The organism is Flavobacterium sp., from assembly GCF_024710485.1.
In the GTDB taxonomy this organism is placed as follows: Bacteria; Bacteroidota; Bacteroidia; order Flavobacteriales; family Flavobacteriaceae; genus Flavobacterium.
In genome coordinates this window covers 25,528-38,852 of sequence record NZ_JANJUQ010000018.1, presented here as the reverse complement: position 1 = coordinate 38,852, position 13,325 = coordinate 25,528, and the positions used below count along the sequence as shown (strand labels likewise).

General features: G+C 38.3%; 16 protein-coding genes. 10 read left to right on the top strand and 6 right to left on the bottom strand.

Annotation, left to right across the window (positions count from 1 at the left end; all coding sequences use genetic code 11):
• Positions 1-39: 39 nt before the first annotated feature.
• The 3 genes from Q0M21_RS03955 to Q0M21_RS03945 form a co-directional block, all read right to left on the bottom strand.
• Positions 40-324 carry a four helix bundle protein gene (locus Q0M21_RS03955; protein WP_295334998.1) on the bottom strand — a complete coding sequence of 95 codons (285 nt, stop codon included), beginning with the start codon at positions 322-324 and terminating at the stop codon, positions 40-42.
• 136 nt (positions 325-460) lie between these two features.
• Positions 461-997 carry a hypothetical protein gene (locus tag Q0M21_RS03950; RefSeq protein WP_295334996.1) on the bottom strand — a complete coding sequence of 179 codons (537 nt, stop codon included), beginning with the start codon at positions 995-997 and terminating at the stop codon, positions 461-463.
• A gap of 119 nt (positions 998-1,116) precedes the next feature.
• The gene (locus tag Q0M21_RS03945) at positions 1,117-1,512 is read right to left on the bottom strand and encodes a hypothetical protein (RefSeq protein ID WP_295334926.1); all 396 of its coding nucleotides are present in this window, start codon (positions 1,510-1,512) and stop codon (positions 1,117-1,119) included.
• Between the two features lie 171 nt (positions 1,513-1,683).
• Between Q0M21_RS03945 and Q0M21_RS03940 the strand changes: the two genes are divergently transcribed.
• The 9 genes from Q0M21_RS03940 to Q0M21_RS03900 all read left to right on the top strand — a co-directional run bounded on the left by Q0M21_RS03940 (position 1,684) and on the right by Q0M21_RS03900 (position 9,043).
• Entirely contained in the window at positions 1,684-3,837 is a 2,154-nt protein-coding gene (locus tag Q0M21_RS03940) for a TonB-dependent receptor (RefSeq protein ID WP_295334924.1), read from the top strand.
• Between the two features lie 200 nt (positions 3,838-4,037).
• A complete protein-coding gene (locus Q0M21_RS03935) occupies positions 4,038-4,658 on the top strand; it encodes a hypothetical protein (protein ID WP_295334923.1) in 621 nt (206 codons plus the stop codon).
• 84 nt (positions 4,659-4,742) lie between these two features.
• The gene (locus tag Q0M21_RS03930) at positions 4,743-6,080 is read left to right on the top strand and encodes a 2TM domain-containing protein (protein ID WP_295334922.1); all 1,338 of its coding nucleotides are present in this window, start codon (positions 4,743-4,745) and stop codon (positions 6,078-6,080) included.
• Positions 6,081-6,082: 2 nt separating this feature from the next.
• Positions 6,083-6,397 carry a 2TM domain-containing protein gene (locus tag Q0M21_RS03925; protein WP_295334920.1) on the top strand — a complete coding sequence of 105 codons (315 nt, stop codon included), beginning with the start codon at positions 6,083-6,085 and terminating at the stop codon, positions 6,395-6,397.
• 2 nt (positions 6,398-6,399) lie between these two features.
• Entirely contained in the window at positions 6,400-6,699 is a 300-nt protein-coding gene (locus tag Q0M21_RS03920) for a 2TM domain-containing protein (RefSeq protein WP_295334918.1), read from the top strand.
• Positions 6,700-6,701: 2 nt separating this feature from the next.
• Positions 6,702-7,010, top strand: a complete 309-nt coding sequence (locus Q0M21_RS03915) for a 2TM domain-containing protein (protein WP_295334917.1) — start codon at positions 6,702-6,704, stop codon at positions 7,008-7,010.
• 90 nt (positions 7,011-7,100) lie between these two features.
• A complete protein-coding gene (locus Q0M21_RS03910) occupies positions 7,101-7,856 on the top strand; it encodes a LytTR family DNA-binding domain-containing protein (RefSeq protein ID WP_295334916.1) in 756 nt (251 codons plus the stop codon).
• An 84-nt stretch (positions 7,857-7,940) separates the two neighbouring features.
• Positions 7,941-8,426: a TlpA disulfide reductase family protein gene (locus tag Q0M21_RS03905; protein ID WP_295334914.1), complete on the top strand. Its 486-nt coding sequence runs from the start codon at positions 7,941-7,943 to the stop codon at positions 8,424-8,426.
• 11 nt (positions 8,427-8,437) lie between these two features.
• Entirely contained in the window at positions 8,438-9,043 is a 606-nt protein-coding gene (locus tag Q0M21_RS03900; protein ID WP_295334912.1) for a thioredoxin family protein, read from the top strand.
• Between the two features lie 42 nt (positions 9,044-9,085).
• On the opposite strand, the gene Q0M21_RS03895 is transcribed toward Q0M21_RS03900, so the two are convergent.
• The 3 genes from Q0M21_RS03895 to Q0M21_RS03885 form a co-directional block, all read right to left on the bottom strand.
• Positions 9,086-10,105 (bottom strand): COX15/CtaA family protein, encoded by a 1,020-nt coding sequence (locus tag Q0M21_RS03895; protein WP_295334910.1) that lies wholly within the window; start codon positions 10,103-10,105, stop codon positions 9,086-9,088.
• A 144-nt stretch (positions 10,106-10,249) separates the two neighbouring features.
• The gene (locus Q0M21_RS03890; protein WP_295334908.1) at positions 10,250-11,671 is read right to left on the bottom strand and encodes an HD domain-containing protein; all 1,422 of its coding nucleotides are present in this window, start codon (positions 11,669-11,671) and stop codon (positions 10,250-10,252) included.
• A gap of 99 nt (positions 11,672-11,770) precedes the next feature.
• Positions 11,771-12,337: an L-threonylcarbamoyladenylate synthase gene (locus Q0M21_RS03885; protein ID WP_295334906.1), complete on the bottom strand. Its 567-nt coding sequence runs from the start codon at positions 12,335-12,337 to the stop codon at positions 11,771-11,773.
• Positions 12,338-12,410: 73 nt separating this feature from the next.
• On the opposite strand from Q0M21_RS03885, the gene Q0M21_RS03880 reads away from it, so the two are divergent.
• Positions 12,411-13,298, top strand: a complete 888-nt coding sequence (locus Q0M21_RS03880; RefSeq protein WP_295334904.1) for a lysophospholipid acyltransferase family protein — start codon at positions 12,411-12,413, stop codon at positions 13,296-13,298.
• The last annotated feature ends 27 nt before the right edge of the window (positions 13,299-13,325 follow it).

Here is a 13,325-nt window from a genome sequence, read left to right as displayed (position 1 = left end):
TCTAAGGTGCTGAGTAGCTGAGTTACTGAGTAGCTGAGATTATTTTAATCTTTTGGAATAGGAAATAATCATGGCCTCAAGTTCTCTGGTTTCCTCACATAAATTTTTAAATTCGTTTTCGTTTAGGTAATTGATGTTTTTTGAAATCTCAATTTGAGTTTGAAATTCAAATAAAGAACCGATGGCAATGTTTATGAATCTCAGTAATTCTTTAATGCTATCTCTTCCATAACCTTCAGCAATATTACTAGGAAGTGAGATAGCGCTCCTTCTGATTTGAGATGTTATACCAAATAATTCTTCTTTTGGGAATTTTTCAGTAATCTGTTAGGTATTGGTTACCAAATTCATTGCTTTTTGCCAAATTAATAAGTCTCTGAAAGTTTTCATATTTTAAGTTTTTTATTACATAAATATAAGAAAAAACTCAGCTACTTAGCAACTCAGCAACTCAGTCGTTTTAATTCCAATTCTCCTCAAATCCGAAATCTTCAAAGCTGTCATCTCCGCCAAACATGTCCAAATCGTCTTCGTCTAAGTCGTCTTCAAATTCGGAGTAGAAGTCTTCGTTTTCAGCTTCAAATTCTTTTTCAGGCGCGGAATTAGGTAATTCTCCGTGAGAGAACAACAAAGCAGGATAGGTTTCGCCGCTTTCCGGTTCTTCGATGGCGGCTAATTCGACTAAGAATGTCCACATGTTGATAAAATCGTACACATAAATAATCTTAGTTTGGTCGGCGCCCAAAAGTTGGTTTAACGGATAATCGCTCATGATTTTCATTTCACCCGGAACGTCGCCCGAATCAAACATGGGGATTTCCTCTTCTTGATTCCATTGGTCGTCACAAGTGTAAAATGAAGCTACTTCCATACCATCGAAACCAAAAGCGTTTACAATGGCGTTGTGTAAATCCTCTAAAGTGTCGTCTTCCTGAATGGCAATGTCTCTGAAAACATCTTCTTCGGCATCGAGTATGGCTCTGAATTTATAAATCATCATCGTAATTTTTATAAGCGCACAAAGGTAAATTTAATTTGCAATATTTGATTTATCGAATGCGAATTGTTGAAAACTATTTGCCATTAAAAAAACCGGTGCAATGACCGGTTTTGTGTTTATTTTTTCTCATCCTTACAGAGACCGACGATTTTATGAAAAGTGTCATGCAAGGCTGCCAGTGCTTTTTTTATGTCTTCATCGCTGTGTTTTCTTTGTACCATATCGTTTACCTTTTTGGTTTCTTTTTTCAGAATTACCAATGATTCTATAAGCTTCGGACTGCGATATTCTTCCGGCATGTTTTCTACCGAAAGAGCTTCTGCTTTTTCTACCAGCAATTCAGAATTTGATTTAATCGGATCCAAATTACCTTCTTCCGAAGAATGATACGTTTTTGAGATAACTTCATGGTAAGCTCTGATTTCCGGCCAACGTTCAGTAACAGTTTGTGCCGAAACTGAATTCAGGGCAAAGAAAGCCGCAAAGGCAAAAAGTGATTTGATAATTTTCATAGTTTAGTGGTTTTGGTACTGCAATTGTACTGAATTTTATCGTGATATTTTGTTAAAGACTGAAAATTTTAAAATTCTCTTACAGTTCATCCTTGAAAAATAACAATTCGGTTAACTTAAATTTTGTTGTACTTCAATTCGTTGGAAGTTTGTTTCATCAAAAACAATCCGATGAAGATATTGTATACTTTAGTTTTATGTTGTATCACTTATGTGAGTCAGGCCCAACAAACCCTTACAGGTACCGTATTCGATGAACAAAACAAACCTATAGCCGGTGCCAATGTTTTTATTGAGGGCACTTACGATGGTACTTCTTCTGATGAAAACGGTCGTTTTACTTTTTCCACAACTGTTTCCGGAACTCAGATTTTGGTGATTAGTTTTCTGACTTACGAAACGCTGAAAGTTACTATTGAGGTTGCCAATTGTCAAAACAAAATGTTCAAGCTGAGAGAGAGCGTCAATTCGCTGGATACCGTTATAGTTACTGCCGGGACGTTTGATGCCGGTGAAAAAGCCCGAGTTTCGGTATTGAAACCGCTGGATATAGTGACCACTGCCGGTGCTATGGGCGATATCGTTTCGGCTTTGCAAACCTTGCCCGGAACCCAAACCGTAGGCGAGGACGGACGCCTTTTTGTACGTGGTGGTGAAGCCGATGAAACCCAAACCTTTGTGGACGGCATTCGCGTAGCCCAACCTTATGGTGCTACGACAGCCAATGTACCAACTCGTGGGCGATTTTCCCCTTTTCTATTCAGTGGTATGTCATTTTCTACCGGTGGTTATTCGGCCGAATACGGTGAAGCGTTATCGAGTGTTTTGTTGTTAAATACCCAAGACGAAGCCATCGAGGAGAAAACCGATATTTCATTGATGATTGTTGGTTTAGGCTTGGCTAACACCCAAAAATGGGGCAACAATTCGTTGAGTTTTAATACGGCTTACATCAACTTAGAACCGTATCAAAAGTTGTTTCCGCAACGTGCTGATTGGAATAAACCGTTTCAGTCGCTATCAGGTGAAGCGGTTTACCGACACAGTTTTACTTCGGGTTTGTTCAAATTGTACGCTGCTTTTGATGCGTCTCAATTCGACCTTAACAGTGAAAGTATCAATAGTCCCAATAAAATCAGAGTCGACTTAAACAACAATAATTTTTACCTCAATTCATCTTACAAAGCCAAGTTTGGTTCGCAATGGCAATTGTTTACCGGTTTGAGTTACGGATACAGCAAGAATACAATCGGTATCGGTTTGGATGAGGTGGCGAATACGGAACATGCGTCACATTTGAAAGTAAAGTTGAAAAAAACGTTTTCCGACAGGGTAAAATTGACTATCGGCAGTGATTATTTCATCACGCGTTTTAACGAAGATTTCATAGCTAATTCCGGTGGCTTTTTCAACAGCGGTTATGATGCGAATATTGCGGCTGTTTATGCGGAAACAGATATTTTCTTTTCTAAAAAATTCGCTGTGAAGTTGGGTGCTCGTCTTTCCGACAACGATTTGTTGAATGAAAGTGTGCTTTCTCCCAGAGCTTCGGTAGCTTACAAAATTTCATCAAATGGTCAGTTTTCTCTCGCTTACGGAAGTTTTACCCAAGCGCCCAGACAAGAATATTTGAAATATGCTGATTATTTGGAAAGCGAAAAAGCGCAGCATTACATCTTGAATTACCAATACAATAAAGACAGAAGAACGTTTAGAGCGGAGGTGTATTTAAAATCATACCAAGATTTGGTGAAGTTTGACACGCCAAACGTTCAGTTTGATTCGGATTTCAACAACTCGGGTTCCGGCTACGCTCAAGGATTGGATCTGTTTTGGAGAGACAACAAATCGGTTAAAAATTTCGAATATTGGATTTCTTATTCTTATATCGATACCCAAAGAGACTATCGAAACTTTACTGCCGAAGTGACGCCGAGTTTTGTAGCCAAACACAGTTTAAGCGTAGTGTCAAAATGGTGGATTAACCAATGGAAGTCGCAATTGAGTGTCACCAATTCATTCACTACAGGTAGACCGTATAACAATCCTAACGAGTCTCAGTTCATGAATGCACGTACTAAAGGGTACAACAATTTGAGTTTGGGTTGGGCTTACTTGATTTCACAACAGAAGATCTTGTACTTCTCGGTATCTAATGTTTTAGGGACCGCCAATGTTTTTGGCTACGAATACGCCAATACACCCAATACAGATGGTGTTTACAATCGAAGAGCCATCCGTCCAACCGCCGATCAGTTTTTCTTTGTCGGTTTCTTTTGGACGATTAGTGAGAATAAGAAGGATAATCAGTTGAATAATTTATAGGTGCTAAGGCATTCAGATTCTGAGGTTCTAAGTTAAAAACCTTATAACCTTAGCGACTCAGAACCTCAGAGCCTTTATGAAAAACAATTCATCCCCAAAAATCTACAGTTCGGTCAATATAAATTTTACTACCGCTTGAAGCAACCTACTTTTGGACTATAAAAAAACAAGAGTTTTAATCATCAAAAAAAACAAGAATCATGACAAAAATTATTACCATTATTACTTTGTTCGTATGCTCACTTTTATCTGCTCAAACGCCTTATGAACAAGGCATGGGTAAAGCCCTTGGTTTGTGGAGAGAAGGCAAATCCAAAGAAGCTTCCGATGTAATGGAACGCATCGCTACCGCAGAGAAAAGCAACTGGTTGCCCAATTATTACGTAGCCATGATAAACACAACTGAAGCCTTCAAACCAGCTAATAAGAATAACGTTTCAGCTTTACTGGAAAAAGCACAACAGGCACAAGATGCGGCTACAGTAATTAGTCCGAATAACCCGGAATTACTGGTGATGCAAGCCATGATTTACACGGCTATGATTGTTCAAGATCCGATGGTTAACGGGATGAAGTACTCGCCTAAAGTGATGGAATTGTATACTAAAGCGAAGTTCATCGCGCCGGAAAACCCAAGGGTTGTCTATTGTAAAGCTGAGTTTGAAATTAGCGGCGCACAGTGGACAGGTGCCGATGTAAAAAAATTATGCTTAGATTTGGAATCCGCCATTCCTTTGTTTGAAAAATTCGTACCCGAATCGCCTTTTCATCCAAAATGGGGATTGGACAGGGCACAGCAAGCGTTGAAAAATTGTAAATAAAGGCACTAAGAGGCTAAGGTACTGAGGTTCTGAGAAAAACCTCAGTGCATCAGAACCTCAGTGCATCAGAACCTTAAAAATAAAATGAAATCAATAATCAAGGAAATTCCCAAAGCCATAATCATTTCACTAGTCATCTTTTTTGTGTTGATTTTGATTCGATTGGTTACCGGAAATACCATCACGTTCAACTACGCTTTGTTGGTCAATTTTGGATATACAATGCTTTACGGGTTGACTTTATACTTGTCGAATGCTGTGGTTTTTATGTATCTGGACCAAATCTTCAAAAGAGATAGATTTACGCCGAAACGCATTTTGATTGGTTTTATGCTCTCGTTTTTGGTTTCAATAGTGGTGATATTTTTACTGCGTATTTTTGAAGATGTACTTGTGGAAGGAACACCATTTAGTGTTTTTTTGAGTAAAGAACACATGGCCAATTATTTGGTAGCTATTATCATTACTCTATTTGTGACCTTGGCCATACATGCATTCTATTTCTACAAGGCGTATGCTGAAAATAAGGTTAAAGAGCAAAAAGTTATCGCCGGAACGGCTTCAGCCCAGTTTGAAAGTTTGAAAAACCAGATTGATCCGCACTTTTTGTTCAACAGCTTGAATGTGTTGAGTTCGTTAATCGAAGAAAATCCGGATAATGCGCAAAAATTCACTACTTCTTTGTCTAAAATTTACCGTTATGTATTGGAACAAAAAGACAAAGAATTGGTCTCGGTTGAAGAAGAATTGTCGTTCGCCAAAACGTATATGAATTTGCTCAAAATGCGTTTTGAAAACAGCATCAGTTACGAGTTACCGACTGATTTTGATACTCCGGAAGCCAAAGTAGTACCGTTGTCATTACAAATTTTATTAGAAAACACTATCAAGCACAATGTAGTGAGTGAGCAAAAACCGCTGCAAATCAAAATTTATATTGAAAACAACTATTTAATCGTTGAAAATAATTTACAAAAGAAAGAAGTCTTGCAAGATCGAAAAGGCGTTGGACTGCAGAACATCGTTAATCGTTATGGCTTGATTTCAGAAAGAAAGGTTTTAGTAGAACAAACCGAAACAGCTTTCAAGGTCAAAATACCTATTTTAACCAAACAAATTGTCATCATGGAAACACAAAATATCTACAATGAAAACATGGCTTACGTTAGAGCCAAAGAGCGAGTGGAAAAACTCAAAGGATTTTACGGGAACTTAATTTCGTATTGTTTCGTTATTCCGGTTTTAATATTTATCAATCTCAAAACCAGCAATTTTCATTGGTTTTGGTTCCCAATGTTAGGCTGGGGAATGGGCTTAACCTTTCACGCACTAGAGACTTTCGGTTACGGAAAATCATGGGAAGAAAAGAAGATTCGTGAGATTTTGAATAAAGAAAATAATACCAATAACAAATGGAGTTAGTTATGGAACCATCGAACGAAATTTTGGAACAAATTGTCAAAGAACGCGTACACAAGCTAAAACAATTTTACACGCACTTATTTATATATGTTATTGGGGTTGCGGTGTATGTGGCTAAGACTTATTTTGACGTACCGCTTAACTTTTGGCCGATTCGTTTTATCAATGAATTTGTGATGGGATTGTGGACCTTCTTCTTGGTGATGCAAGCAATGCAATTGTTCGTAACTCAGAAGGTTTTCGGTAACCAATGGGAACAAAAACGCATTCAGAAAATCATGGAAAAGGAAAAAGTCAAACAACAAAAATGGGAATAATCATGGAAACTAATCACGAATTTGAACGCTATCAAAAAGCCAAAAAGCAAGTAGAGGAGATCAAAGGGTTTTATGGTCATTTGGCTTCCTATATTTTGGTTATGGGATTGTTGATTTTTATCAACCTGCGCTACACACCACAATATTTATGGTTTATTTGGTCGATGTTAGGCTGGGGAATCGGCTTGTTTTTTCACGCGATGAAAGTCTTTAATTGGTTCCCGTTTTTCAATAAAGAATGGGAAGAAAAAAAGATCAAACAGTACATGGAACAAGAAAAGAAAAGCAATAAATTTGAATAATCATGGAACAATACGACGAAATTAAATACCAAGAAGCGGCTAAAAGAGTCCAAAAAATAAAAGGATTTTATACGCATGCCGCAGTTTATTTGGTGATCAATACCGCCATCATAATTTCTCAGATTCAATTTAGCAGTAGTGACAATTGGAGTTTGGAACTTCGACAATTTTCTACTGCCTTTTTCTGGGGTATCGGTTTAGCCGCGCATGGACTTTCCGTTTTTATGCCGACCATGATTTTAGGCAAAGACTGGGAAGACAAGAAGATTAAAGAGTTAATGGAGAAAGAGAAAAATAATAAATGGGAATAAATAAATTAGGTGCTAAGGCACTAAGGTATTAAGGTTCTAAATGAAAAGACCTCAGTACCTTAGAACCTTAGAATCTTAGAACCTTAAAATATGAACATCCTCATCATCGAAGACGAAAAACCCGCCGCCCGATTACTCCAGCGAAAAGTGGAGAAACTGGGTTTGACCGTCCATACCTTATTGCATTCCGTTGAAGAATCGATTGCTTGGTTCAATACGAATGAGCATCCCGATTTGATTTTCCTTGACATCCAGTTGTCCGATGGATTGTCGTTTGAAATCTTTGAAAAAATCGACATCAAAAGCGCTGTTATTTTTACTACGGCTTATGATGAATATGCCTTGCGCGCCTTCAAACTCAACAGTGTAGATTATTTGTTAAAACCGATAGACGAAGACGATTTAGCAATGGCTATTACAAAATTCAAAAGTCAATTTCAAAAAAATCTGGTTTCCGGTTTGGATTTTGAAGCCATCAAAAAGATGTTGGTCAATCCTATCGACCGACAATACAAAAAACGCTTTACCATCAAAATGGGACAGCAACTCAAGATGATTGCCATTGAAGAAGTTGAATGTTTTTATAGCGAGAACAAAGGCACATACTTGCACACTTTAGACAATCGCGATTATCTGTTAGATACGACTTTGGAACAACTCGAAACCGAACTCGATCCGGATCTGTTTTACCGCGTTTCTCGCAAATTTATTATTCCGATGAAAGCGATTAAAGAAATCCAACTACACAGCAATTCAAGATTAAAAGTCATCTTGCCAACCTACAAAGACGATGAGGTTATTGTGGCAAGAGAACGCGTGAACGATTTTAAAGAGTGGTTGGGATAAGTCATTTACAGTTCGTAAAGTTTTGTTAACTGCTTCATTTCGTAAATGCTAATTTGGTAACTTCGTTATCTTTAAATCCGAAATATGAGATTGCTTGCTTCTGTTTTTTTCGTTTTAGGATTGACGATGTGTCAATCTGCTTCCGCTCAAATAGCGGTTTATGAAAAGTTTGACGCCTTTGAAAAAGCAATTATCAAAGAAGATGATACTACTTATGTGATTAACTTTTGGGCTACTTGGTGCGCACCATGTATTAAAGAGTTGCCTTATTTTGAAAAGTTACATACCGAAAATCCGAAAGTGAAAGTCATTTTAGTGAGTTTAGACAGCCGGAAAGATTTAGAAAAGAAACTGATTCCGTTTGTATACAGAAAGAAAATAACAGCTCAAGTAGTTTTGTTAAGCGACAAAGAGTACAATGCTTGGTTGGACAAAATTGATGCTTCTTGGTCCGGAGCCATTCCGGCTACACTCATCCTAAACGGTAAACGAAAGTTGTTTGCTGAGCGAGAATTTGAAAGTTTTACCGAACTTAACGACTATGTAAACGCATTTATCCATCAAAACTAAAATTAGTCACTATGAAATTTTTATCCTTACTTATTTTGTTTTTCAGCTCCTTGTTTGTGGGCGAAACTACAGTGTCTAACGGTTACCAACCGGGAGACAAAGCCACCGACTTCAAATTAAAATCGGTTGACGGCAAAATGTACAGCATGGCCGATTACAAAGATGCCAAAGGATTTATTGTGGTGTTTACTTGCAATACATGTCCGTTTGCCATTAAGTATGAAGATCGAATTAATGCCATTGCCAAAAAATACAAATCGAAAGGGTATGTATTGTTGGCGATTAACCCTAATGATCCCGAAGCCCAACCGGCAGACACTTACGAGTTGATGCAGGAAAAAGCCCAACAAAAAGGATTTGCATTCCCTTACTTGGTAGACGAAGGCCAAAAGATTTATCCGCAATATGGCGCTACTAAAACGCCACATGTGTTTTTGTTGGATAAAAATTTAATTGTGAAATACATTGGTGCTATCGACGACAATACCGATGATGCTTCGGCGGTAAAAGAGAAATACCTGGAAAATGCCATTCGTGCGCTAGATAACGGAACTGACCCGAGTCCGGCGCTTACTAAAGCCATAGGATGTTCTATTAAAACCAAGAAAAAAGCATAAATAAAAAAGTCCCGAGTAATCGGGACTTTTTTATTATTTGTTTTATTTACTAAATCGGTGTAAGGTATAGGTCATTGCCGTTAATAAAAAGAAAGCCACCACCTGATGCGTTAAGCCCAACCAAAGCGGAACCGCATACAACAAAGTGAATACGCCTAATGCAAATTGCACAAATACTAAGAATACTAAAGTATTTAAGCCTTTTTGTTGTTGGAGGGTAAGCGTATGTTTTTTGCTCTTGAAATAAAAAAATAAGATCAAACCTACTACTACGTAAGCCATAGTTCGGTGTACAAATTGCACGCCGCTTTTGCCTTCGGTGAAACGCAATAGCCAGCTGTCGTATTCCAATTTGATGCTGTCGTGGAAAAACTGTCCGTCACTCATCAGTGGCCAGTGGTTGTGAATCAATCCTGCGTTTAAACCGGCCACGAAACCACCGTAAATGATTTGCACGATTAGGAAGAGCATAGTAATTCGCGCTAATTTTTTGAGTGGTACAATCACTTCTTTTCTTTCCGGATAAATCAAGTCCAATGCTACCCAAAGCGTATACGCAAAGGTGATGAAAGCGAAAGTCAAGTGTAAAGCCAATCTAAAATGACTCACATCCGGATTGTCAACCAAACCGCTTTTTACCATAAACCAACCAAAGAAACCTTGCAAAGCGCCCATTCCCAGTAGGATAAAGCATTTGTTTAAAGTGGCTTTATCGATTCGTTTTTTAATTAAGAAATAAACAAAAGGAATGATGAATACCAACCCGATAATTCTCCCTATAAAACGATGAAACCACTCCCAGAAATAGATGAATTTATAGTCATCTAACTGAAAATCGTTGTGGATATTGATTTTTTGGTATTCGGGATATTTCTTGTATTCTTCAAAGGCATGTACCCATTTTTCCTCGCTCATCGGAGGGAAAGTATCGGTCACCAAATGCCAGTCGGTCATAGATAAACCCGAATTGGTTAAGCGTGTAATACCGCCTACAACCACCATAATAAACACTAAAACACAGCCTGAAAGTAGCCAATAAATGACTGATTTGTCTTTTTTCATAGTTTAGAATAGCTGAGTTACTAAGTAGCTGAGTAACTGAGTTGCAAATTTAAAATGTAATTGTATGTTTTTAACTGAAACAAATGATAATAGTTTATTAATTTTTTAAGAAAAAAGTCCTGACTCAGTCACATAGTAACTCAGTTACTCAGCCACTTTTTTCAACCCCATTTTTTCCGCTTTGGCCACTACAAAATCATAAGCCGCTCGGTATTCGTTCGGGATTTCTCCTTCCAAAATGGCTTCTTTTACCGCTTCTTTCAACATGCCGATTTCTCGAGAAGGTTGTAAATTAAAAAGTTCCATAATTTCTTCTCCCGAAATGGGCGGCTGGAAATTACGGATGTGATCGCGCTCTTCGACTTCAATAATTTTGCGACGAACGATGTCAAAATTGTTGTGGTATTTTTTGAATTTTGCCGGATTTTTAGTCGTGATGTCGGCTTCGCATAATGTCATCAAATTGTCTACATCTTCGCCGGCATCAAACACCAGTCTCCGTACAGCCGAATCGGTTACTATATCTTCGGACAATACGATTGGTCTGGAACTCAGCATTACCATTTTTTGCACAAACTTCATCTTGTGGTTCAGCGGCATGTGCAAGCGTTCGAAGATTCTTTTGACCATTTTACCACCCAAAAATTCGTGTCCGTGAAACGTCCAGCCTTGTTTTTTATTGAAGCGTTTGGTTGGTGCTTTGCCAATATCGTGTAACAAAGCGGCCCAACGCAACCAAACATCGTCGGTATTCGGGCTAATATTGTCTACAACCTCCAACGTATGGTAGAAGTTGTTTTTATGGGTATGACCTTCCATTTCTTCCACATTGTTGAGCGCTGTCAATTCGGGTAAAATGAGATCCAACAAACCGGTTTTGTACAAATGCAAAAAGCCGATGGACGGTTTCGAAGTTTCCAGAATTTTATTCAATTCATCCACGATGCGCTCGCCGGAAATAATTTTAATTCGGTCTTTATTGTCGGCTATGGCTTGCAATGACTTTTCTTCGATGGTGAAATTCAGCTGTGTGGCAAAACGAATGGCACGCATCATCCGCAACGGATCATCAGAATAGGTTACATTAGGTTCCAAAGGCGTTTTGATGAGTTTGTTTTGCAAATCGGTTAATCCGTTAAAAGGATCAACCAAATCACCGTAATTGTTCGGATTTAAAGAAAAAGCCAAGGCGTTAATGGTAAAGTCGCGTCGGTTTTGATCGTCTTCCAATGTGCCGTTTTCCACTAAAGGATTGCGACTGTCTTCAGCATAACTTTCTTTGCGCGCGCCTACAAACTCGATGTCTATTTCTTTGTAGCGCAACATGGCGGTACCATAGTTTTTAAAGACTTGTACTTTGGGTTTGTTGGGCAATAATTCGGAGACTTTCAGAGCCAAATCGATTCCGGAACCTACCGCCACTATGTCGATGTCTTTTTTGAAATCGCGTTGCAGTAAAAAATCACGGACAAAGCCGCCAATTACATAACTTTCCAGGTTGAGTTCTTGGCTAGCTTGTGCTATAATTTTAAATATTGGATTGTGTAAAGCTTTGGTGTAATTCATTTATTCCGATTCTGTTTTGTCATTTCGCCGGAGGAGAAATCTCATTAGGTCATTTTTGTGATTTCTCCCGATGGTTGAAAAGACAAGATAACCTTTATGTTATTTCCTGATAATCTTCACCTGACTGTCATTGGTTAATTTAATAATTGTTGACGGTTTATCACAGGTTTTTTCGCGGTGCAAATTTACTACATAGTCTACACCGTTTATAATTTCGGTACTGATTTCTTTAAAAGATTTTGGAGTTGGTTGTCCGGAGATATTAGCGGAAGTAGAAACCAACGGCTTTTTCATGCGCTCCATTAGTTTAAAGCAAAATGGTTCTTTCACGATTCTTATACCTAACGTTTTGTCTTCTGCAATGAGGTTGGCGGCTACATTTCTCGGATTATCCAAGATTAAGGTGGTAGGCTTTTCGGAAAAATCCAAGATTTGCCATGCCACTTCAGGTATGTCCTTGAAAACGTTGTACATCATTTTTTCGCCATTCATCAACACGATCATACTCTTGGTTTCTTCACGTTGTTTAAGGGCGTAGATTTTTTTTACAGCCTCAGGATTGGTCGCATCGCACCCGATTCCCCAAACCGTATCGGTAGGATAGAGGATGATGCCGCCGTTTTGGATGACTTCAAAAGCCTTGTGAACTTCTTCGTTGGGATTCATTTTACAATTTTTTTGTAAAGATAATGTAAATCACAAGAATTAGGTTTTGGTTATATTTGCCGAAAAAGAGAAAATGCAACTGTTACTGTTTTTAATCTTATACCCGTTACTGTTTCTTATCTCCATTCTTCCGTTCAGGTTATTGTATCTTTTTTCAGATTTTGTGTATGTTTTGGTATATCACGTTTTCGGGTACCGCAAAAAGGTAGTGCGGGCCAATATCGCGCTTGCGTTGCCACATTTGAGTGAGAAAGAAAGGAAACTCATTGAAAAAGCATCTTATCGTCATTTGTGCGACATGTTTTTGGAAATGATAAAAACGATGACCATTTCAATCGAGGAAATTGAGAAACGTTTTGTTTTTAAAAACATTGAGCTTTATAAGGAATTCGAGAAAAGTGGTAAAAGTGTAGCTTTGATGTGCGCGCATTATGCCAGTTATGAGTGGGTGATTTCGATTAATTCGAAAGCTGATTTCGCCGGCTATGCCATTTACAAAAGAATTAACAACAAGTATTTTGACAATTTGGTTAGGAAAATAAGGTCTCGTTTTGAAGCTCATTTAATCACTACCAAGCAAGCCATTCCAACCATAGAAGGCAATGAAACGGCCGGGATTAAAGGTCTCTACGGATTTGCCAGCGACCAATCGCCGCAGTTGAAAAAGAAAACCTATTGGAGTACCTTTATGGGCGTTGAGGTTCCGGTGCATACCGGTGCTGAAATGTTAGCGAAACGATTTGATATGACTGTTGTTTTTTTGAAAGTAAAAAAAGTAAAGAGGGGTTTTTATGAGGCTGAATTTGAGCTTCTTTCAGACCATGCTTCGGCGGTGCCGGATTATCAAATTACGGAAACTTTTTTGAGAAAAGTAGAGCAGCAAATTATGGAAGCCCCCGAATTTTACCTATGGACACACAAGCGTTGGAAGCACAAAGGCAAAAACAAATTGGCCAACTAGTGGCGACTTACAATTTTATTTTAGTAT